This is a genomic window from Nonomuraea sp. NPDC049758 (genome assembly GCF_040674635.1).
Classification (GTDB): domain Bacteria; phylum Actinomycetota; class Actinomycetes; order Streptosporangiales; family Streptosporangiaceae; genus Nonomuraea.
This window is the reverse complement of record NZ_JBFAMZ010000036.1, coordinates 43,523-61,344: the sequence shown is the minus strand read 5'-3', so window position 1 is coordinate 61,344 and position 17,822 is coordinate 43,523. Positions and strand designations below refer to the sequence as shown.

Here is a 17,822-nt window from a genome sequence, read left to right as displayed (position 1 = left end):
GACAGCTATCTGGCCGGCCTGCACCTACGCGGGGCCGTCCTGTGGATCCAAAGCCTCCGGCCAGCCTAAAGATCCGAACTCCGTTCAGGCTCTAGTCGGCGTAGCGCTTCACGCGTTGGACGGCGCGCTGTTGCGCGATGCCCTCGCGGCGAACGGCGAGCCGTACGAGCGTGCCGACGATTGTGGTGAGGTCGGACGTGAACGTGCCGTCTTCGCACATGCTGATGAACTCGCAGAAGACGGCCAGCGCCGCGACGGCGACGTCACGGGCATGCCGGTCGGGGATGGTCAGCGCCTGCATGAGGGTGTCACGGAAGTGGGTGTAGAACACGCTGGTCGGCGCGCCGACCAAGTCGCTCGGTAGGTCATCGTGCCGGAGGATAGAGACCAGGGCGTCTTGCGCATCCGTGATCAGGTCGTGGCGGGTGGGGGCGTTCATGGTTGCTCCGTTCGGTAGGTGCCGCGCGGCGGGGTAGGCCGCGCGGCACGGGGTTAGGCCGTTGCGGCGGTGGTAGTCCAGTTAGCGCGGTCGTTCACGTCGGCCAGCGCTTCGGCGAGCGTGTGAAGGTCCCGGAGGCTGGCGTTGTGCTCCCACAGGTGGACGAACTCGCCCCACACCGCCACGGCGGTGACAGCGGCGGTGCGGGCGTTGCCGTCGGCGAGCCGGTACGCGGCGTTGCCCGCCGCCTGCTCACCGATGCGGAGAAGCCGGATGTTCCCGGCGTACTGGGCGGCGCGCACGTTCGGCGGGGTGATGCCGACGGCGGTGAGCGTACCCAGGTAGGCGGCGATTGCGCGGTCGGCGACTTGGCGGGCGGTGAGCCTGCTCATGTTGCTCCGTTCGGGGAGGGTGCCCGCTGGCGGGGAAGTGCCAGCGGGCAGGCGCGGGGGTTAGGGGCGGTGGTGGTGGCCGCGCGGGGTGGCAGCCTGGGCGAGTCCCTGGCGCATGGCGGTTTCGACGACCGCCACGGCGGTTGCGCCTTCGATCATGTGCGCGTGATCGGTGAGGGCGGTCAGGTACACGCGGAGGACATCGGGGCGTGTGTGCTCGCCGCGTCCGGACTCGTAGAGGACTTCGGCGAAGACGGCCCACGCGCTTACGGCGAGCGTGCGTGCCATTCCGTCAGGCATGGCGAGGATGGCGGAGCTGATGCGGTGGCGGGCACGGCCGTCCACCTCTATGGCTCCGGTGAGGGTGCGCACGGGGAAGGGTTCGATGCGTGCGCTGTGGAGTATGCGGTTCAGGGTGTGTGCAGCGTCGGCTACCTGCTGCATGACGCCATCGGGTGTTGGCATGGTGATCTCCGTTCGGGAGGGGTCGCGCCCCCGTGGGTAGGCGGGGGCGCGACCGTGCGGCTACTTGCCAGCGTTTCCGCTAGCGGACTTGGTGGGTGCCTTGGGGGCGGGCTTCGGGTTGTTGAGTGCGGTCTGAGCGGCGCTCAGCTCCTCCGTGAGCCGACGGATCTCCTCCTGCTGGGTGGCGTTGATGTTCTCCAGGCGGGCGACCTGGGCGCGGAGGTTCATGACCTCTTCGGCGCGGGCGATCTCCGCGCGCATCTCCTTGAGCTTGTCCGACGTCGGCGCGGGGGCGGCGGCCAGCGGGTCATCGGCCTTGAGTCCGCCTAGGGCGAGCATGCCGATCGTGGATCGGAACACCTTCGGCTTGTCTCCGTCGCGGCGGTCGATCACGTCCGCTTCCATGTCGTCGGGGCAGGCGATCATGTCGTCGGCGTAGTCGAGCTGCCCCTTGCCGAGCTTGAAGGTCTGCGCGATGACGTGCGACGCGATGACGGGCAGACCCGCCTTACGGACGTCGCGGTCCCACGTGCCGCCGCTGCCCTTCTGTCGAGGGTCGGCGTCGATCTCGGCGAGGATCTTGTCCAGGATCGCGGTGGGACTGAGCTTGAATTCCATGATCATTCTTCCTGTGGTTGGCGGGCCGCCCGCCCGTCGCGGGCGGCCCTGTTGGTTACTTGGTTTCGGACTGATCGATAACGGTCGTGTCGTCGCTGGTCTGCGACGACTCGACGGGGACGCGCTCGGGGGCGCGCTCCGGGGTGCGCTCCGTGGACGGGGCAACCGGCTGACGCTGCTTACGCGCCTTCCGGTTGCGCCGAACCGCGTAGATCAACGCGCCGATGACGGCCAGGGCGAGCACTCCCGCGCCGCCCCCTCCCACAGCCATGCCCGTGGGCATGCCGGTGGTGGCCGCGCTCTGCACTGCTAGCTGGCTCGCTAGCGCATTGAACGCGGACGCCATGCCGGGGTCGTCTCCTGCGACTGACGGCATCTGTACCGGCGGTTCGGCAGGCTTGCGGCGCGTGCTTGACGCGCTTACGGGCACGGTCGGGGTGGGTAGCGCTGCCGTCGATGGGGTCGGCGGTGCGGTGACCGTGGCCGTGGGCGCGACCGTAAGCGTGACCGTAGGCGCTGCCGATGCGCTCGCCGTGACCGTGGCCGTAGTCGTGGCCGTAGTGGTGGCCGTCGTGGTGACGGTGGCCGTAGTCGTGGGCGTGCGCTCCGGGCTGGCCGTAGTCGTCACGGTCGCTGTGGTCGTTGCGGTTGCTGTGGTGGTGACCTCCTGCGTGATGGTCGTGACCGCGCCTGTGGGGGTGGGGTCGGGGGTGACTGGACTGCCCTTAGCGGGCGCTGTGAGCGCACAGAGCAGCAGCGCGGCGGGGACGATGGCCCCCGCTGCTGCTGCGACGGTGCGTGTTGGTTGGTTGCTCACGTCGAGTACTTCGTGAGTCAGTGCAAGGTCGTTACGACTAATTATGTAACAGTAAGATAACGGCGATGAACTACCAGGTCAGAGCACATGGAATGACCTGTAACACGCTCTGAAGCTGTAACACAGCCTCGTGCTCATGCGCTCCACTGGACGCGTCTTGGAGTACTCCCGGAGCGCACCCCGGACCCTCCCCGATCGCTCACCCCCAGTGACCAGCGCTCATCCCTGATTGCAGCATCGATTAGCGAGGCTAAAAATCTTCAAGCAAATCATCAGCAGCTCTGATGATCAGCCCGCCAGATGTTGTGGCCTGGCGTTGTCGTATGTCGTACGTCGGTGTTCGGTTTGTTGATGATCTTCGCGTTCCGGTGAAGCTCTGTAGTGGTCGCTGAGCGCTCCTCCTCGACCTTTTGGTATATGGACACACAAAACCCCCCTGTCGCGTCTCTGTGGTGGTCTACGGACGCGTACAGGGGGGTGTGCGGGTTGAGTCGTCAGCTAGCTTTCTCGCTAGCTGCTACAGAATCGGATGATTGGTTAGAAATCGGTCAGCGGCGAGTCGTGGTGCTGAGCGCGGGCACGGGCGGCATCGACAGCCGGGGCGTGAGGTTGCGGATGCGGTCGCGGAGCCGCTTGCGCTTCTGGCGGGGCTTGGTCGGCTGGGAGTGGTCGGGGCAGTGGTCGTGTTCGTGGCCGTGTGCCTGGTGGTGGTAGCTGGTCCAGCCGCGGGTGGCGGCTTCGCGCCTTGCGTCGCTTGGGTCGGTTGCGCCGATGAGGACGGCGTGGGTGTAGCAGTCGTGGTGGTTGCAGATGAGGGTGATGGTGGGGATGGCGCTCACTTCGGGCCTTCCGGGGTGTCGGCGGCATGGATGTTGGTGCAGGGGCGGCAGTAGTCGAGGTCGTCCTGGCTGCTCCATCCGGCGTCGGCTGCTTGGCCGCGGGCGAGTTCGGGGTCGGCGGCGTGGACGCGGATGGCGGCCATGCATCGGCTGGTGTTGCATGTGATCTCGGTGGAGGTGCGGGCGGTCATCGGCGTCTCGTTCGGTAGAGGGTCTTGACGCGGCTGGCTGCCGGCCAGGTGGTGCGGCGAAGTGCGCGGGCGAGGTGTTGGGTGAGGCGGCGCCAGTCGGTGTCGGTGAGGTGCGTGGTTTCGTCGATCCACATGTTGGTGAGGGTGACGCCTCGCCAGCGGTGGGGTTGGGGGTGGTGGGTCATCGGCGTTTCCGGTGGTAGGTGATCTTCGTGTGGGTGGCTCGGGGCCAGCGGGCGTTGCGCTGGGCGCGGGCGCGCTGGTCCAGGTCCTTGAGGTGGGCGCGCCGCTGGCGGGGGCTGATGGTGTGCCAGGTGCCGTTGATGAGGAGGGTTGCGCGGAGGGCGGGGCCGAGCTTGTGGAACGCGGCGCCGAGCTGTTCGGCTGCGGCGCTGAGTTGCCTCAGCATGGGGGCGAGCTGGGCCCGCATGTGGGCGTGCAGTTCGCGCAGGTCGTGGGTCACTGCTGTTCCTTGCGGGCGGCGTGGTCGCGGGCGGCGCGGCCGGCGGCGATGATCGGGTCGAGTTTGCGGAGTGGGGGCTTCCAGCCGTTGGCGTTGAGCCAGTCGGCGATGGCGGTGACGTCGTCTTCGAGGAGTGCGGCTTGGATGTGGGGTTGGAGGATGGCGCGGACTGCGGCGCGCATGGTTTTCCAGGTGGCTTCGATGTCAGGGTCGGCGGCCATGCGGGTCCTTTCTGCTGGCCGATTCGCTAGCTCTTACGGAGTGGTGGTGGTTCGGCCTCTTGGAGGGGGATCATCCACGTGTTGATCTTGGTGGTGGCGGGTTCGATTCTCCCCCTTCCACCTCAGCGCCGTACGGAGGGTCATGCGCGTCATTGGTAGGTAGTGGGGAGGTGCTTGGTAGGTGGGCGGATGCTGCATCCGGTGTTCTTGGTAGCAGCATCCGGTGTTCCGGTAGCAGCATCCGGTGATTACTCGCCGGTACGCCCCGGAACACCGGATGCTGCATCACCTGATCAAGGGTTATCCACAGGCCCATCACCGGGGGCAGCATCCGGTGATCGCGGCCGCCTGGTCCGCTTCGGCGGTGGCGGGTCCACCCCCTCCGGGACGGTCAGCTCTCGCTCACCTGGGTCGAGCATCGATACCCGCTCCAACAGGTCGTCAGGGATCGCGAGCCGGTACTCGTCCGCCAACGCGCGACGACCCTGCGACGACCCCTGAACTACCCGCACGAGCAGCCCAACGTCGCGTAACCGCCCCAAGCTCAGCCGCACCGTCCGCTCACTCAACCGCGTCACCCGGGCCAGCCTCTCTGCCGACGGCCGAACCCTCGTTCCGTCCGGATTGCCGTACGTGGCGGCGACCAGCGCAACATGCTGCACGGTTGCCGAGTTGATCCGCTTCTTCCCCTCACCGAACCCCAACTCGGCTCGCCGTACCACGGCAATCCATGTCCAGTAGATCGGCTTGCCAGCCACCCCGCTCCCCTCGACACGCTCGAACCGCGCCCTGAGGGAAGGGCATGATGCTGATCACGGTACGACCCGCGCCTATCCACGCAGAACCACCAACTTCCCGTCCTCACCCAGCTCACCCAGCGCGGCCACGACGCAGCGATGCCCGTCGACGTCGAAGCACCGCACGCACGCGCCCCGCCGCTCGGCCACGTCCTGGACGTGGTACTGGCACGCGGCGGCAAGCAGCACATGCTCATGGATGCACCCGACGACCAGGCGCACCACCACCTCGCCGCCGCACGCCTCCCCATGAGGGCTACGCCGAGCTCGGCAGCCGGCCTCCGACGGGCCCGTCATCGGGCCCCCGGCAGTTCGCGCCGGTTCCCCGCCTGGTCGATCTCCGCGATAGGCCACGACCGGCACAGGTGACCGCGCCGGCCGCATGGCGAGCACCACAGCGCGCCTCCGCTGGCGAGATCATGCACGTGCTGGTGGCAGTACTCGTCGGCCTCCAGATGCCGGTGCGCGCACGTCATGATGAACCGGCGCACCATCGGCTCCCCGCACGCAGGACCGTCCGGCCCCCACGTGCGCACGTCGCACGCCACCGCTACGCCTCCCCCGCGACATCCACCGCGGCGACCCCGACCAACCGGCAGTCGTGCCCCTCCCACACACACGGGACGCACAACACCAGGCCATCACGGGCCTGGTGCAGATGCGCCTCACACAGGCGGCCCTGCCGGACATGCCCGTGAACGCACACCGCCGCGTAGACGGCCGCCCGGCCCCCGCCGCACTCCGTCCACGCCAGGCCCGGCACTGGCCGGGCCCCGCACCCGAATGCACCGCCTGATTGCGTGCTAGCTCTCTCGCTAGCCACTACGCAGCTCACGAACGGCTCGACGGCCGGGCAGCCCCGGCCGCCGCCCGCCGGGCGATCATCTCCACGACACCGTACGGGCGGCGCTGGACATCAGTCAGGTCGTCCAGCAGACGCACGATCCCGGCATCGCGCACCACCGGCGCCCACCTGGCCAGCAGATCCCACACGTCCGGCAGCCGGTCCACGAACACCCGCTCGTACCCGTCGCCGTCGGACAGGATCAGAACGTAGCGGGGCTCCTTCTCCGGCCTGAACCACACCTCGATCGCCGGATACGCCGACTCCCAGCTCCCCATCTCCATTCGCGGCTCGTAGCCGAGCCGCACCAGCAGCTTCCGCTCTTCCTCATCCGGCCTCGCCTGGGCAGCGACGAGGTCTTCGCCCTCGATCCACTCCCCCGCCGTGTAGTACCACGCGAGCTGCTTCACAGATTCGTCTCCTTCACTGCCTTGATGAACTGCTTGAACGGCTCCAACTTCGCCAGCTCGGCCGTGAGCCTGCCGTTCTCGGCCCGCAACGCCTCCACGTCGGCGCGCAGCTCCGCCCGCACCGACAGGAACATCGCGTTCTTCTCCTCGACCTCGCGCCGCAGGCCGGCGTTCTCGGTCTCCAACCGGTCGATCGTGGCGGCCGCTGTCCGCCCAGCCTCCAGCAGCTTCATGAGCTGCGCGTACTCATCCACCGCAGGCGGCGCCGGCTCCGGCGCAGAACGCGGCGCGGGGGATCTGCGTGCGGGCACGTCGGCGGGCGTCGGCTTACGCGTCACGGTCAGATTGCCGTCGCGCCAGGTGTCGCGGATCCACCACAGCGACGGGTTGCCTCGCCTCTGGCACCGGATGTGCTGGGTGTCGCGCAGGTACCGCGACACCTCCTCCTGGTAGACGAGATCCCAGTCGGCGCCCACGCTGCGCATCACCGACGTGAGCGTGCCCCGCCACAACACCCCCTTCACGCGGGCGTTCGCCTCCGTCTCGTCGCCCTGCTTGGCGGCCTCCTCACGCAGCAGGTCATACAGGACCTTGGCATCGACGGCGAGGTCCTCCTTGCGCGACGGCCCCTCGACCCGGGCGACGTCGCCGATCTTCGGCATGCGGTCATCAGCTCCTTGCGGCGTTACAGGTAGTGGTGCTGGCTGCGGTACGGGGTCACCGCCGGGTTGCTGGTCGCGGGCGAGCTCGCCGAGCAGGAAGGCCAGTACCTCGGTCTCCCGCCTTCGCAGCACGTCCACCCACGACTGGTTGTCCAGGTCAGCGGCGATGCGCAGGCGGCCGTTGACGACGTCGAAGGTCACTCCGGACCGGTAGGCGGCGGCCACAAGGTCCTGCACCAGCCACTCGTCGCCCGCTCGCCTTCCCTGGGACGATTCGCCCACCGCGGCCTGCATCGGGGTGCGCGTGGCGAGCTGCCGGATCCGTGATCGCGCGTTGGACAACTGGCTGCCGACCGCGCGGTCCGGCACGGACTGCGACCGCTTCGTGTCCGGGTTCGTCACCCTCCACTCAGGCCCCACCTTCTCCACGACGAAGCCGTGCGCCTTGGCCTCGCGGCGGACCATCTTCTCCATGTCGCTGCGGCGGCTCACGCGGGCCTCCGCCAGACCGCCACGCCGACGTGCCGGGCGAACGCGGCAGCACCCGCGGACCCCGTCGAACCGTCGAAGAGGTGCGCGAGCATGCCGTGGCGGCCGCCCCGCCCCTGGACCAGACCGACCGTGTAGCCGTTGCGAGCCGGCCCGGCAGCTCTCGCCAGCTCCGGGATGTGCCACGGCGCAGGATGGAGCTCGACCGTCACATCAGGGACGGCCGCCGCCCACTCGTACGCGTATCGGTCTCCGCCGGACGGCCGGTCCTTGTCGCGGTCGTAGCCGATCAAGATGCGGAACCCGCCGAACCGGTCGTACAGGCCGGACAGGTCGGCGCGGACCTTGGCCCGGTCGGCGAGCCGTGATCCGGTGTAGACGATCGTCAGCGGGTCGTCCCGGTCGGCCCAGCGGTCGACGTCGGCGGCGAAGTTGGCCATGACGTGCTTCGCCACGTCCGGGTTGATGGGGTAGTCGCCGAGGATGCGTTCCAGGATGCCTTCGAGCTCCTGCTGCTGCGCCGTGGTGAGGATCGGCCCCGCTGTGCGGCTCATCCACCACCTCCGGTGCCGCGACCGCCGAACCCGCCCCGGGAGATCACCCGGCCCGACCTGGACGTGATCGACATGTCGCCCGGCGGCCGGACGATCGTTCCGCCGCGCACGTACCCGCCGCTGCTCGTGCCGCCGTACACCCACCGCACGTACGCGGCATGGCTGTCACAGAAGCTGTCGTCCATGATGCGGTAGGTGCCGTCCGGCTCGGCAGTGACCATGACGCAGTCGGCGACGACCTCCTCATCCGAGGCGGCATGCAGCAGTCCCGCGAGCGCCGCGATCGACGTCACCGCGCCGAGCGCCACCTTCGCCGTCGCCATGCGGCGCTCCCGCCTCTCGCGCTCCCGTCTCTTGTGCTCATACATCGGCGCCACCGTCCTCACCCAGAACCTTGTCCAGCTCCGCCAGGACCTGACGCGTCAGCGACGCGACGCGGCTGTCCATCTCCTCGCGGCGGAACTGCTCGAACAGGTCGGTGTGGACGGCAATCACCCGTTCCGCTGCCGCCCGGCGTGCTCTCAAGCCCATCGACACCGTCCCAGGCGACCAGGGCAGATGAAGTGGACAGGAGGCGTGGCGCGAAGTCGTGGGGTAGCTGCGCGTGATCTTCATGATCGTGAGCACTGTCGCCACCGGCGGTCCGCACGGGGTGTTACGGACCTTGGTTGCCTCGGCGCATGCCTCCAGGTCGCCCTCACGCCAGCGACGCACGTACGTTCTACGCCGTGGGGTCTGCTCATACAGGACGAATCCTTCGTCCTCGGGACGGATACGGTCAGCCATCGCTGTGCTCCAGGGCGGTCAAGGCGACTTCGGCGAGCTGGTCGACGTGGGTGGGATCGCCGGCGAGGTCGGGCCACGCGGCCGTCAGTGCGCGCCGGATCGTGCGGCGGCGTGCGTCGCGGTCCTGGTCGGGCAGCAGGTCATGCAACGCCTGGGGCCAGCTCGTGAACCGCACGGCCCGGTCGTCGAGGTAGACGGACGCGGGCAGCTTGCGGTTGGTCACCAGCAGCACGCCGCGCTCCACCCAGAAGCGCAGGTCGTCCGACGGGTCGGTGGCCACCAGCAGTTCGTGCGCGGCGAGCCAGTCGGCGACGTCGGCCGGAGTCCGGCTGGTGTGGATGAACACGCTGTAGTGCTCCATCAGCGTGCGCAGCCCATCGAGCGCGCCGTCCATCGGCGGGTCGTAGATGGTGCCGTCTGCCCAGCCGCGGCTGTAGCGGTGCACGACTCTGTCGAAGTCGACCGCCACGGTTCTGATCACGGTGCGCCCTTCATGTTGGCCAGCGGTGAAGGGCTGGCGTGTGGGGTGGGTCGAACGAGGGCCCGGCACCTCGTCGGGTGCCGGGCCCTCACGAACGGGGTCGCGGTGGAAGGCCGCGCCGTCTGCGGCGCGCGTCGTCCAGCCGGGTCACGTTGTCCGGCAGGACGATGGGCACGCCCTTCGTGCACGACGCGACGTGCGGATAGAAGACCTGCTCGAACAGCGCCTTCGGCCGGTCCCGGGACGGGCGGCGAGACCGCCACACGCCGAGCCCGTCCCGGATGGCTACGGTGTTGCCGTCGGGGTTCGGTTTCGGATCCACGGCGAACGGCCGCCCGGCCTCGGTGATGGTCCACAGGACCGGCTGCTCACACTCGTCGCATCGGGACAGCTCATGCCGGGTTGGTGCGAGGGTCGATCCCCCCGGGCAGGCCGTGCCGGTGGAGGGCGCGGGCGGCAGCAACATCGTCGGCTCCAACACCCCATCCCTCGATGACGCAGAGGGCGTTGCCGTACTCGTCGGTGACGGCAGTGCGAGGGAGCTGGAGGCGGGAGCGCTTGCGGCGCCGCTGTCCGGGCTTGAGTCTCGGGGGCCGGTCGTCGGGGTCGAACATGAGAGTTCTCCTTGCTGGTCGGGCGGGCAGTAGCAGCGCAGCGGCGCGCAGTACCCGGGCGGGGGCGGCGAAGGCGCGTGGTCGGCGCACCGTCTGCCGAAGGTGTAGAGACGGGTGGGCGTCTTACCGCACGGGCCAGGGCCGAAGGTGCACGGCGCGGTCGACGGCGACGCCCCCGTCACTCGCTGTCGTCCTTCTTCTCCGGCGGGCCTGCCTGTCCGCTGTCGATGATCTTGTAGAAGGCGGGGGTGATGATGAGGACGCCGATGGCGAGGATGAGCACGCCGAGGCCCTGATCGACCTGGAAGACGTACCAGCTGGAGGCGAGCATCGCCGCGATGACGACGAGGAACGCGGCCAGCCGGATCACGCGGCCACGTCCAGCCCCGACCACAGCCGGATCACCGCGCCGGGCACGCGCAGCGCGTCCGGCTCGTCCACCTGGCCGACGTACACCTTGGCCAGCTCCCGGTAGCGGACCACGCGGGCATCGTCCTTCCACACTCCGGCCTGCGTGAGGGCGTCTTCCGTGGACCTCAGGAGCTTCGAGAGATCAGGCGCGCTGGCGGGATGCCACCACAGGGCCTTTGACCAGCGGACGCCGGACGGCCACCACGTCGGGCGGCCGGACGGCTTGTCGCCCATCGTGAACACCATCTCGGCGAGGATCGGCCCGTCCAGCCGCGCGAACGGTTCGCCGGCCGCAGCGCGGCGGTCGATCTCGTCCATCGCGGCCTGGCGAACGTCCTGCCGCCACGGCTTGACGGTGGCGTTCTGCTCGATCATCCGGTTCTTGCCGACAGGCCTTTTGGAGCCCTGCGAGCCGGGTGTGCCGTACACCGTGATCGTGATCAGCGGTGGTGTCACTGTGCCCTCCTCAGGCGTTGAGAGATCTCGACCACCAGCCCGTCCAGCGACGGATCGGGGTCGAGATCGGGTTGACGATCCGTACCGGCGAGCCGCTCCAACTCGATGCGGCGCCGGTCACGGCGGACGTCCAGCACGACGCCGGCGACAACGGCCAGGCCGACGAGGACCACGGCCAGGCCGACGAGAGCGAGGAGGCCGACGAGCACGTACACGGCGATCACGTGCGACGATCCTTGCCTCGCGCCCACCAGCCGATGAGCATGCCGACGGTGGCGGCGAAGACGCCCCACCCGGCCATGAGCCACGCGAACAGGCCCACGGCCGGGAGGGACGCGAACAGCGGTGCCGTCACTGTGGAGCGACCGCCAGCTCGGCCAGGCGCACGTTGTCCGCCCGCAGCTCTTGGAGGTCACGCTCGGCCTGCTCCAGTGCCTCCTGCGCGGCTCGCAGCCTGCCGGGGTAGGCGTGCGTCTCCAGCGCTTGCTTGGCGATCGCGACGATCTCGGCTATGCAAGCGAAATCGCTAGCGAATGGCCGGACGTCGGCCCAGTCTGCCAGGTCCACGATGTCGTTCAGCGCGTCCCCGAAGGCGGTGGCCTCCCTCCCACTGTCCGCCAGCCGCCCCTTGAGCAGCCTGGACTCCAACTGCATCTCGTAGACCAGCGTCCACAGCTCCGTCTCCCGTACGTCCATCAGCCGGACCGTCAGCCGCCAGGTGATGAGGCAGGCAACAGCGGTGAGAATGACCCACCCGGCAAACCAGGGCAGCGCAGCGATCACCACAACTCCCCCTGTGCGCAGGCCAGGTACGCCGCCTTCTCGGGGCAGGCGTCCCACGTCGTTCGGCTGACGACTCGTTCGCCCTCCTGGTCGCCGTCGTGCAGGGCGAGGTACCACTCCGGCAGGCTCCGGTGTACGTTCACGTGGCGGGCGACGCACGTGGTTGCCGTGCGCCGCTGCCTGCCGGTGCGGTACGTGGTGGTCTTCCAGGCTGCACAGCTTGTGGTCGTCCACGTGCGCGGCGGCTCGTAACGCCGGTGCGTCACCTGCCCCTGGGACGGTGACGCGGCACAACTCGCCGCCAGGAGAACAGCGAGGGTGCCCAGCACGGCGTACGTCCTGTTCACAGGACACGCTTCTCGCGGGCGGTCGCCTGCAGCGCCTCGGCGTCGCTCTTGCGCAGGTAGCGGATGATCGTGGTAGGGAAGCCGACGCACGGGCTGACCGTGATGGTGACCTGCACGAGATCTGCCAGAGGGATCTGAAGGTCGGCGGTGGCGTCAGCGATGTCAGTGAGCTGGGTGCCGATGGGGTTGGTCATGAAGGGCTCCTTGATTTCGGGGAGATGGGTCATGCGAGGAATGGAGGCTCGGCGTGCTTCGCGGTTGCGTCGCACCCGAGGGTGGTGCGGGGGATCGCCATCACAGGCTCCACGCCAGCGAGACGAGACCTTGCGTGATGGCCCAGAGCACGGCCCAGCCGAATGCCACGGTCATCAGCGTCCCGAGGAACTTGTATGTCTTGGCCATCAAGGTCAGGACGAAGGCGATGCCGCTCATCGGCCACCTCGGGTGCAGCGGCTGGCGGTCCGGCTAGCGCGCTGCCGGGACGCGTCCACGTCGTGCAGGAGGCGCGTGGCGTCGACCGCGTGCAGGGTGACGCGGTGCCCGAACAGCACCGCGCGGAGCTGCGCGAGGGTGGGCATGCCGCTGGCGTACTCCCACATGCGTCTGCCGGCCGTGTTGGTGCCGCGCGCGTAGAAGGTGGCGTTGTCGGAATCCCAGCCGACCGTCACGCTGCCGCAGTGGACGGGGAACGTGCGGAAGATCACCGCTCCTCCCGTGGCGTCGCGGCGGACTGCGCCGGCCTCGGCATCACGCTGGTCAGGTCACGGGTCTCCTCCCCCGGCGCCGGTCCGCCGTGCGCCGGGCAGGGGCCGTGCTCACTGCACCCGCACTCGCGCGGCTGGAGCGGCGGCGCGCTGGCCGCGCGCGTGGGGGTGCTGATCGGGGTGACGGCGGGCACGTACGGGCGCACCGCGTGGGTGGTCTCGCGGACCAGATGCACGGGGGTGCTGGCCCTGGCGACGACGTCCTGGTTTCCGGTGCCCACGCATTCCGGGCAGCCACCCCCCTGGCAGGTGAAGCAGGGGGTGATGCTCTCGGCGTGGCACGGCAGGTCGAGACGGTGAACCGTCTGGGGCCTGTCCGGCGTCCCGCATGAGCACGTCCGCTGCGACGCGAGCCCCGCAGCGGCGCGCACGCGATCCTGCTCCGCGCGCTTGTGCGCGGTGAGAGCGGCCTCGATGTCGCGGCGCGCGGCCGGAAGGACGGCCTGCAGCCGGTCCAGCAGGAGGGCGCCATCGATCAGGTCTCGGGGGTCTCTGGCGTCGATGCTGTACCGGTAGTCGCCGATGACGAGCGTGATGGCCTGGTCGGTGGCCTGATGGAACACATCGGCCGGGCTGGGCTCGCCCTTGTTGACGGTGATGGACATGGGCATGAGCGGATCTCCTTGAGGGGTAGGTGCCCGGCCCGCGCTGCGCGGGCCGGGCTCGGAGCATGGGGGTCAGGACGCGGGCTGGTCCCCGCGTGCGGCCTGCGCGGCCTGGAGGGCCTCGTCCCATGCGTGGGTCTGGCCCTTGCAGGCGGTCAGGACGTCGATGACGTCCTGGAGATGGTCGAAGGCGATCTGGTGCGGTCGCAGGACCGTGTAGCCGAGCAGCGCCGACAGGTCGCGCAGCCGGTCCTCCTCGGGAATCGGCTTGTCGAGCCCGTCGAACAGGGCCGTGATGGAGCCGAGGAAGCGCTTGCGCTCGTGCTGCCGGGGCAGGTGCTTGCCGTCGCGGAGCTGCTGGAGGAACGCGTTCAGCTCGTTCGGTGCGGCTTCACGGGCACCGACGTTCATAGCCTTGCGGAATGCTCCCGCCAGGGCCTGCGGCTGGCCGCCCGCTTCGGCCCACTCGGCGCGGATCAGCTCTCTGATCTGCTCCGGAGTCAGCTCATCCTTGCCCGGCGCGGGAGCGGCGGCGTCTGCGGGGGCTTCGAGACGATCAAGGATCTGAGACGCCTGGTCGAAGGTCAGGTCCCTGCGGGACTCGACCGTCACGCCGAGGATGCGGCCGAGCTCGGCGCGCACCGCCTCATCGTCGGTGATATTCCGCTCGGCCAGCGCGGCGTGGATCATGTTCATCATCGCCTTGGTCGGCTTCCGCTTCGCCGGGGCCGGCTGGTCCGGCTCGGCCGACGAGCGGCTGGGCGGGAAGACCTCGCCCTCCATAGTGGGCAGCGGGATCTTCTTCAGCTCTTCGATCAGCTCGGCGGCCTGCTCCTCGCTGAGCTGCCGGGCCGACTTGCGCTCCTTAAACAGCCTTTCCACGAGATCGAGCGCCTGGTCCTTGCTCATCCTGCGGTCGCGCACGAGCCCGGCGATCTCGCGGTCCTGGTCCCCGGTCAGGCCGCCGCTGGGGAACGACTCGCGGATGGTGACGGACTCGCGGACGGACTGAGCGGGGTTCTCCGCGTCCGCCTCGTCGGCGCGGTCCGGGTGGGTGGTCACCTCGGCCGGGTTGGCGGTCGGGTCGAAGTCGAGCCGTACGCCCTCGTCCACGGACATGCCGATGGCCATGTCGAGCGCGGTCGGGATGGCCTTGACCAGCCGGGCCCGGATCATCGTCTTGCGTGCCATCTCGTCGAAGTGGTCACGCCAGGGGCCGACGATTCCCCGATCTCTGCTCTTGGCCATCGCGAACTTGTCGCGATGCTCCTCCATCTCCCGGCGCGACATGGGCTCGGTGATGATGCTGTGCCCGCGCACCCGGGCGATGGCGTAGTACAGGACTGCCTCGCCGCGAGGACCGCCGTCGGCGGGCGGCTCGTGCTCCAGCGTGTCGCCGTCCAGCCCGTAGATGAGCTTGAACCTGTCGTTGGCGTAGCGAATGCGTGAGACGACGCCCTGCACGGCCGGGTGGCGATAGGCCAGGTCCACGTAGCCGCGGTAGCCGATGATGAGCTGGGCTTCGAGTCGGTTGTTCTCCCTGTAGTTCTTGAACGGCAGCAGCCAGGCGTGGCCAAGACCAGAGACACCGGGACGCAGTCCGAGCTGTGCGCACGTCATCAGCGCGCCGAGCACGGTCGGCGCGTGCGCCTGGGCCAGCTTCGGGGTCGCACGCAGGCTGTTCAGGGCGTCCTGCTTGAGCTGGGCGACCGTCACGCCCTTCGGCAGCGCCGCCTCGAACTCGGCGGTGTGCTTGCCGATGCGGGCGTTCATCTCTTCGATCAGAGCGGGCAAGGTGTCGCTCACGCGGCCTCCTCCGTGGTGTCGTCAGGGAGATCAGGCGGTGGCACCTGATCCAGCTTGTTGTCGGGCTTCACGTACGGCAGGCCCTTGCTCGACAACTGGCGCAGCGCGTAGTCGTAGCCGCCGTGCATCGCGCGGCGGGCGGTGCCCATGAACGCGCCGACCTTGGACAGCGCCAGCCGCTTACGGCTCTCAGCCGCGTCCATGCCGATGACGGCCGCGTGCAGCTCGGCCGCCAGTTCGGCGGGCAACTGCACGGTGGCCTCGCGGTCGATCTTCGGATGCAACTTGCGGACCGTGGCGTACGTGGCCGGGTGCTCGTCGAGCTCCGGCATCTCGTCCCAGAACACCGATGCCAGGAAGTCCTCGGCCGCATCCCGCAGCACCTGCGCCTCGGCCGGGTCGTACTCGACGACGTACTCGCGGAACTGCAGGCGGCCGTCGAGCAGGACGAACCGCCACCGCTTCACTCCGAAGGCGTCCATGTACCAGACGACCTGCACTCGGTAGTAGATCGGCACCTCGTCTGTTCCCGGGCGGCCCCAGCCGGAGCCGTCCGCGTCCGCGTCGGTCTTGGCCTCGACTCCCTCGACCAGCACGCCGTCCTGGAAGCAGAGGCCGTCCGGGCTGGCCAGGTGGTAGTCCCGATCGACGTGCACGTACGTGCCGCCCCGCCGCACCCGGAACTCCGGATGCTGGTCGGCGTACCACTTCAGCAGGGCGGGCTCCAGGTAGTTGCCCCGGCTCTGCGCGGCCGTGGTCGGGTCCGGCTGGACGAGCCCCTTCTGCAAGGCCCACTCCGAGTACGGCGACGACCACGGCGATTTCCCGATCACCGCGGCGATCGAGGAGCCGCCCAGCCGGCCGCGCCGGATCCGGCGTCCGCGGCGGCTGTCCGGGCGGTACCGGCCCAGACGGCGGGCGGTTCCCGCCATCTGGGTCAGCACGGCCGCTCCTGGCTGCGCCGCGGACTCGGCTTCTCCAGCGTGAACGGGCCGTAGTAGCGGTGGGCCTGGGCGATCTGCAGGCTGCCCGGGTACCACGCGCCGAACTCCGACTTCAGCGCGACGTAGCCGTCCTCGCATTCGCGGCCGTCAGCGGTGCAGTCGGGACAGTCGATTTCGACCGCCTTCCACTGCTTGCCGTCCCGATCGCGCCATGCGTCTTCCGGCACAGGCGGCCACTCGGCAGCAGTCAGCAGCCGGTGACGCACCTCGGCTGCGTCGGCGCGGAACCACGCATCGACCATCCGGCTGCCGGGCTGACCGATGCCGAACCGGTGCGGGTCCTTCGGGTCAACGTGGACAACCACGCCCCAGCGGACGATTTCGACGTGGTCGCCCTTGCGGTAGCGGGGGCCGCTCACTGGCTGCTCCCCTGTTCGAGGCGCTGCTTGCCGGGCGTCTTGAGGCGGAACGGTCCATACAGCTCGTCCGCTCGCTTGAGCCCGTCCTTGTCCTCGAAGCGGGCACCGAACTCGGACGTGAGGGCGAGGCCGTGCCCGTCATCCTCGGCCGCGTGGGCGAACCAGTCCTTGCCCGTGCCGTCCATCCAGGTGTCGCCGGGCAGTGGCGGCCACTGCACGGCGGTCACCAGCGTGTGCCGGACACTGTCGTCGTCTGTCCGGAACCAGGCATCGACCGTCGCGCTGCCGCGCTGCCCAACGCCGAACCAGGCAGGATCGGCCTGTTCGAGTCGGACGCGGCCGGGGATTTCCAGGTGGAAGGTGCCGTGCTCCTGGATCGCCTTAAGCAGGCGCTCCTCGCCGGAGTAGCAGGCCCCGAACTCGCTGACCAGGATGATGAGATCAGGCCGGTCGGGGCCGGTCTCGACCTGGCCGAACCAGCGCTTGCGATTGCGGTCGAGCCACACGTCGCCCGGCAGCGGCGGCCAGTCCGCTGTAGCCACCAGGGCCTGGTGGATGCTGCGGTCGTCGGTGCGGAAGGACACCAGGCCCCGCTCACCGTGGCGGAGCTGGTAGCGGGCGGGGTCCTCCGGGTCGGCGCTGTCGATGACACCGGCGATGGTGAGCGTGACGTGGTCGCCCACACGGTAGACGATCATCCGGCGCTCCCCCACGTGGGCCAGGGCGTGGAGGCCGGGTAGGGGGCCGGTTCCCAGCCCTTCGCCTCAGACTCCTCGTGCAGCGCGCCGAGCCACTCCAGGTGAGCGGCCAGGCCGTCGTCGTCCGACAGGAGCGGCGAGCCCATCACCGAGACACCTCCTGCTTCCTGGCCTCGACCTCGGACTGTCGGTAGAGCCAGCGGCCGTCGGGCTGCCGGTGCGGGTGCAGGCCGGCGAGGGCCAGGCGGCGCACCTGGCGGGGGGTGAGGTCGAGCATGGCGGCGGCCTGGGCGCGGGTGAGAAGCGTGGTCGTCACGCTCCCTCCCGGGCGGCGTTGAGGCGCTCCAGCAGCTCGGCGCGCAGCGTGTCCATGACCAGCTGGGACACGGGGCTGAGCCGCAGGCCCTCCTCGTACATGGCGAGCAGTTCGTCGCCGGACAGGGCGGCGGCCTGGGCTTTCATGTTGTCGGCGAACGTGGCGCCGAAGGAGGAAGCGGGGGCGCCCGG

At 69.4% G+C, this 17,822-nt stretch carries 36 protein-coding genes; 1 reads left to right on the top strand and 35 read right to left on the bottom strand.

What is annotated here, in order from left to right:
* Positions 1-91: 91 nt before the first annotated feature.
* From AB0J46_RS48665 to AB0J46_RS48645, 5 genes are read right to left on the bottom strand one after another with little or no spacing between them, the layout of a single operon-like run.
* Complete coding sequence (locus tag AB0J46_RS48665; RefSeq protein ID WP_364343228.1) at positions 92-439, bottom strand: hypothetical protein; 348 nt, start codon at positions 437-439, stop codon at positions 92-94.
* A 53-nt stretch (positions 440-492) separates the two neighbouring features.
* A complete protein-coding gene (locus tag AB0J46_RS48660) occupies positions 493-831 on the bottom strand; it encodes a hypothetical protein (protein WP_364343225.1) in 339 nt (112 codons plus the stop codon).
* Between the two features lie 60 nt (positions 832-891).
* Entirely contained in the window at positions 892-1,296 is a 405-nt protein-coding gene (locus tag AB0J46_RS48655) for a hypothetical protein (protein ID WP_364343222.1), read from the bottom strand.
* A gap of 60 nt (positions 1,297-1,356) precedes the next feature.
* Positions 1,357-1,914 (bottom strand): hypothetical protein, encoded by a 558-nt coding sequence (locus AB0J46_RS48650; RefSeq protein WP_364343219.1) that lies wholly within the window; start codon positions 1,912-1,914, stop codon positions 1,357-1,359.
* A 55-nt stretch (positions 1,915-1,969) separates the two neighbouring features.
* Positions 1,970-2,260, bottom strand: a complete 291-nt coding sequence (locus tag AB0J46_RS48645; RefSeq protein WP_364343216.1) for a hypothetical protein — start codon at positions 2,258-2,260, stop codon at positions 1,970-1,972.
* A 61-nt stretch (positions 2,261-2,321) separates the two neighbouring features.
* Here AB0J46_RS48645 and AB0J46_RS48640 point away from each other — a divergent pair, with 61 nt between their 5' ends.
* Positions 2,322-2,747, top strand: coding sequence for a hypothetical protein (locus tag AB0J46_RS48640; protein ID WP_364343213.1), 426 nt, complete (start codon positions 2,322-2,324; stop codon positions 2,745-2,747).
* 532 nt (positions 2,748-3,279) lie between these two features.
* Here the strand turns inward: AB0J46_RS48640 and AB0J46_RS48635 are convergent.
* The 30 genes from AB0J46_RS48635 to AB0J46_RS48490 all read right to left on the bottom strand — a co-directional run bounded on the left by AB0J46_RS48635 (position 3,280) and on the right by AB0J46_RS48490 (position 17,777).
* A complete protein-coding gene (locus tag AB0J46_RS48635) occupies positions 3,280-3,570 on the bottom strand; it encodes a hypothetical protein (protein ID WP_364343210.1) in 291 nt (96 codons plus the stop codon).
* Positions 3,567-3,761: a hypothetical protein gene (locus AB0J46_RS48630; RefSeq protein ID WP_364343207.1), complete on the bottom strand. Its 195-nt coding sequence runs from the start codon at positions 3,759-3,761 to the stop codon at positions 3,567-3,569. The genes AB0J46_RS48635 and AB0J46_RS48630 overlap by 4 nt, the downstream gene beginning before the upstream one ends.
* Entirely contained in the window at positions 3,758-3,895 is a 138-nt protein-coding gene (locus AB0J46_RS48625) for a hypothetical protein (RefSeq protein WP_364343204.1), read from the bottom strand. The genes AB0J46_RS48630 and AB0J46_RS48625 overlap by 4 nt, the downstream gene beginning before the upstream one ends.
* A gap of 47 nt (positions 3,896-3,942) precedes the next feature.
* A complete protein-coding gene (locus tag AB0J46_RS48620) occupies positions 3,943-4,224 on the bottom strand; it encodes a hypothetical protein (RefSeq protein ID WP_364343201.1) in 282 nt (93 codons plus the stop codon).
* Complete coding sequence (locus tag AB0J46_RS48615) at positions 4,221-4,445, bottom strand: hypothetical protein (protein WP_364343198.1); 225 nt, start codon at positions 4,443-4,445, stop codon at positions 4,221-4,223. Before AB0J46_RS48615 ends, AB0J46_RS48620 begins: the two co-directional genes overlap by 4 nt.
* An 830-nt stretch (positions 4,446-5,275) precedes the next feature.
* The gene (locus tag AB0J46_RS48610) at positions 5,276-5,539 is read right to left on the bottom strand and encodes a hypothetical protein (RefSeq protein WP_364343195.1); all 264 of its coding nucleotides are present in this window, start codon (positions 5,537-5,539) and stop codon (positions 5,276-5,278) included.
* Positions 5,540-6,073: 534 nt separating this feature from the next.
* A complete protein-coding gene (locus AB0J46_RS48605) occupies positions 6,074-6,496 on the bottom strand; it encodes a hypothetical protein (protein WP_364343192.1) in 423 nt (140 codons plus the stop codon).
* Positions 6,493-7,650 (bottom strand): hypothetical protein, encoded by a 1,158-nt coding sequence (locus AB0J46_RS48600; RefSeq protein ID WP_364343189.1) that lies wholly within the window; start codon positions 7,648-7,650, stop codon positions 6,493-6,495. The genes AB0J46_RS48605 and AB0J46_RS48600 overlap by 4 nt, the downstream gene beginning before the upstream one ends.
* Positions 7,647-8,201 (bottom strand): hypothetical protein, encoded by a 555-nt coding sequence (locus tag AB0J46_RS48595; RefSeq protein ID WP_364343186.1) that lies wholly within the window; start codon positions 8,199-8,201, stop codon positions 7,647-7,649. The genes AB0J46_RS48600 and AB0J46_RS48595 overlap by 4 nt, the downstream gene beginning before the upstream one ends.
* A complete protein-coding gene (locus tag AB0J46_RS48590; protein WP_364343183.1) occupies positions 8,198-8,524 on the bottom strand; it encodes a hypothetical protein in 327 nt (108 codons plus the stop codon). Before AB0J46_RS48590 ends, AB0J46_RS48595 begins: the two co-directional genes overlap by 4 nt.
* A gap of 37 nt (positions 8,525-8,561) precedes the next feature.
* Positions 8,562-8,987: a hypothetical protein gene (locus AB0J46_RS48585; protein WP_364343180.1), complete on the bottom strand. Its 426-nt coding sequence runs from the start codon at positions 8,985-8,987 to the stop codon at positions 8,562-8,564.
* Positions 8,980-9,468, bottom strand: coding sequence for a hypothetical protein (locus AB0J46_RS48580; protein WP_364343177.1), 489 nt, complete (start codon positions 9,466-9,468; stop codon positions 8,980-8,982). The genes AB0J46_RS48585 and AB0J46_RS48580 overlap by 8 nt, the downstream gene beginning before the upstream one ends.
* A gap of 88 nt (positions 9,469-9,556) precedes the next feature.
* Positions 9,557-9,934, bottom strand: a complete 378-nt coding sequence (locus AB0J46_RS48575; protein WP_364343174.1) for a hypothetical protein — start codon at positions 9,932-9,934, stop codon at positions 9,557-9,559.
* A gap of 326 nt (positions 9,935-10,260) precedes the next feature.
* On the bottom strand, positions 10,261-10,452 hold the full coding sequence (locus AB0J46_RS48570) for a hypothetical protein (protein WP_364343171.1): 192 nt from the start codon (positions 10,450-10,452) through the stop codon (positions 10,261-10,263).
* Entirely contained in the window at positions 10,449-10,949 is a 501-nt protein-coding gene (locus AB0J46_RS48565) for a RusA family crossover junction endodeoxyribonuclease (protein WP_364343168.1), read from the bottom strand. The genes AB0J46_RS48570 and AB0J46_RS48565 overlap by 4 nt, the downstream gene beginning before the upstream one ends.
* Entirely contained in the window at positions 10,946-11,173 is a 228-nt protein-coding gene (locus AB0J46_RS48560; RefSeq protein ID WP_364343165.1) for a hypothetical protein, read from the bottom strand. Before AB0J46_RS48560 ends, AB0J46_RS48565 begins: the two co-directional genes overlap by 4 nt.
* Positions 11,170-11,304, bottom strand: a complete 135-nt coding sequence (locus AB0J46_RS48555) for a hypothetical protein (protein ID WP_364343162.1) — start codon at positions 11,302-11,304, stop codon at positions 11,170-11,172. The genes AB0J46_RS48560 and AB0J46_RS48555 overlap by 4 nt, the downstream gene beginning before the upstream one ends.
* Positions 11,301-11,732, bottom strand: coding sequence for a hypothetical protein (locus AB0J46_RS48550; RefSeq protein ID WP_364343159.1), 432 nt, complete (start codon positions 11,730-11,732; stop codon positions 11,301-11,303). Before AB0J46_RS48550 ends, AB0J46_RS48555 begins: the two co-directional genes overlap by 4 nt.
* The gene (locus AB0J46_RS48545) at positions 11,729-12,079 is read right to left on the bottom strand and encodes a hypothetical protein (protein WP_364343156.1); all 351 of its coding nucleotides are present in this window, start codon (positions 12,077-12,079) and stop codon (positions 11,729-11,731) included. Before AB0J46_RS48545 ends, AB0J46_RS48550 begins: the two co-directional genes overlap by 4 nt.
* Complete coding sequence (locus AB0J46_RS48540) at positions 12,076-12,273, bottom strand: hypothetical protein (protein WP_364343153.1); 198 nt, start codon at positions 12,271-12,273, stop codon at positions 12,076-12,078. The genes AB0J46_RS48545 and AB0J46_RS48540 overlap by 4 nt, the downstream gene beginning before the upstream one ends.
* A gap of 100 nt (positions 12,274-12,373) precedes the next feature.
* A complete protein-coding gene (locus AB0J46_RS48535) occupies positions 12,374-12,511 on the bottom strand; it encodes a hypothetical protein (RefSeq protein WP_364343150.1) in 138 nt (45 codons plus the stop codon).
* Positions 12,508-12,783 (bottom strand): hypothetical protein, encoded by a 276-nt coding sequence (locus tag AB0J46_RS48530; RefSeq protein WP_364343147.1) that lies wholly within the window; start codon positions 12,781-12,783, stop codon positions 12,508-12,510. The genes AB0J46_RS48535 and AB0J46_RS48530 overlap by 4 nt, the downstream gene beginning before the upstream one ends.
* Positions 12,780-13,454, bottom strand: a complete 675-nt coding sequence (locus tag AB0J46_RS48525) for a hypothetical protein (RefSeq protein WP_364343144.1) — start codon at positions 13,452-13,454, stop codon at positions 12,780-12,782. Before AB0J46_RS48525 ends, AB0J46_RS48530 begins: the two co-directional genes overlap by 4 nt.
* Before the next feature lie 66 nt (positions 13,455-13,520).
* Complete coding sequence (locus AB0J46_RS48520) at positions 13,521-15,254, bottom strand: recombinase RecT (protein WP_364343141.1); 1,734 nt, start codon at positions 15,252-15,254, stop codon at positions 13,521-13,523.
* A complete protein-coding gene (locus AB0J46_RS48515; RefSeq protein ID WP_364343139.1) occupies positions 15,251-16,198 on the bottom strand; it encodes a YqaJ viral recombinase family protein in 948 nt (315 codons plus the stop codon). Before AB0J46_RS48515 ends, AB0J46_RS48520 begins: the two co-directional genes overlap by 4 nt.
* Complete coding sequence (locus AB0J46_RS48510) at positions 16,192-16,617, bottom strand: hypothetical protein (protein ID WP_364343137.1); 426 nt, start codon at positions 16,615-16,617, stop codon at positions 16,192-16,194. The genes AB0J46_RS48515 and AB0J46_RS48510 overlap by 7 nt, the downstream gene beginning before the upstream one ends.
* Positions 16,614-17,315 (bottom strand): hypothetical protein, encoded by a 702-nt coding sequence (locus tag AB0J46_RS48505; RefSeq protein ID WP_364343135.1) that lies wholly within the window; start codon positions 17,313-17,315, stop codon positions 16,614-16,616. Before AB0J46_RS48505 ends, AB0J46_RS48510 begins: the two co-directional genes overlap by 4 nt.
* Positions 17,312-17,461, bottom strand: a complete 150-nt coding sequence (locus AB0J46_RS48500) for a hypothetical protein (protein ID WP_364343133.1) — start codon at positions 17,459-17,461, stop codon at positions 17,312-17,314. The genes AB0J46_RS48505 and AB0J46_RS48500 overlap by 4 nt, the downstream gene beginning before the upstream one ends.
* Positions 17,461-17,631, bottom strand: coding sequence for a helix-turn-helix domain-containing protein (locus tag AB0J46_RS48495; RefSeq protein WP_364343131.1), 171 nt, complete (start codon positions 17,629-17,631; stop codon positions 17,461-17,463). Before AB0J46_RS48495 ends, AB0J46_RS48500 begins: the two co-directional genes overlap by 1 nt.
* A complete protein-coding gene (locus AB0J46_RS48490) occupies positions 17,628-17,777 on the bottom strand; it encodes a hypothetical protein (protein ID WP_364343129.1) in 150 nt (49 codons plus the stop codon). The genes AB0J46_RS48495 and AB0J46_RS48490 overlap by 4 nt, the downstream gene beginning before the upstream one ends.
* Positions 17,778-17,822: the final 45 nt, after the last annotated feature.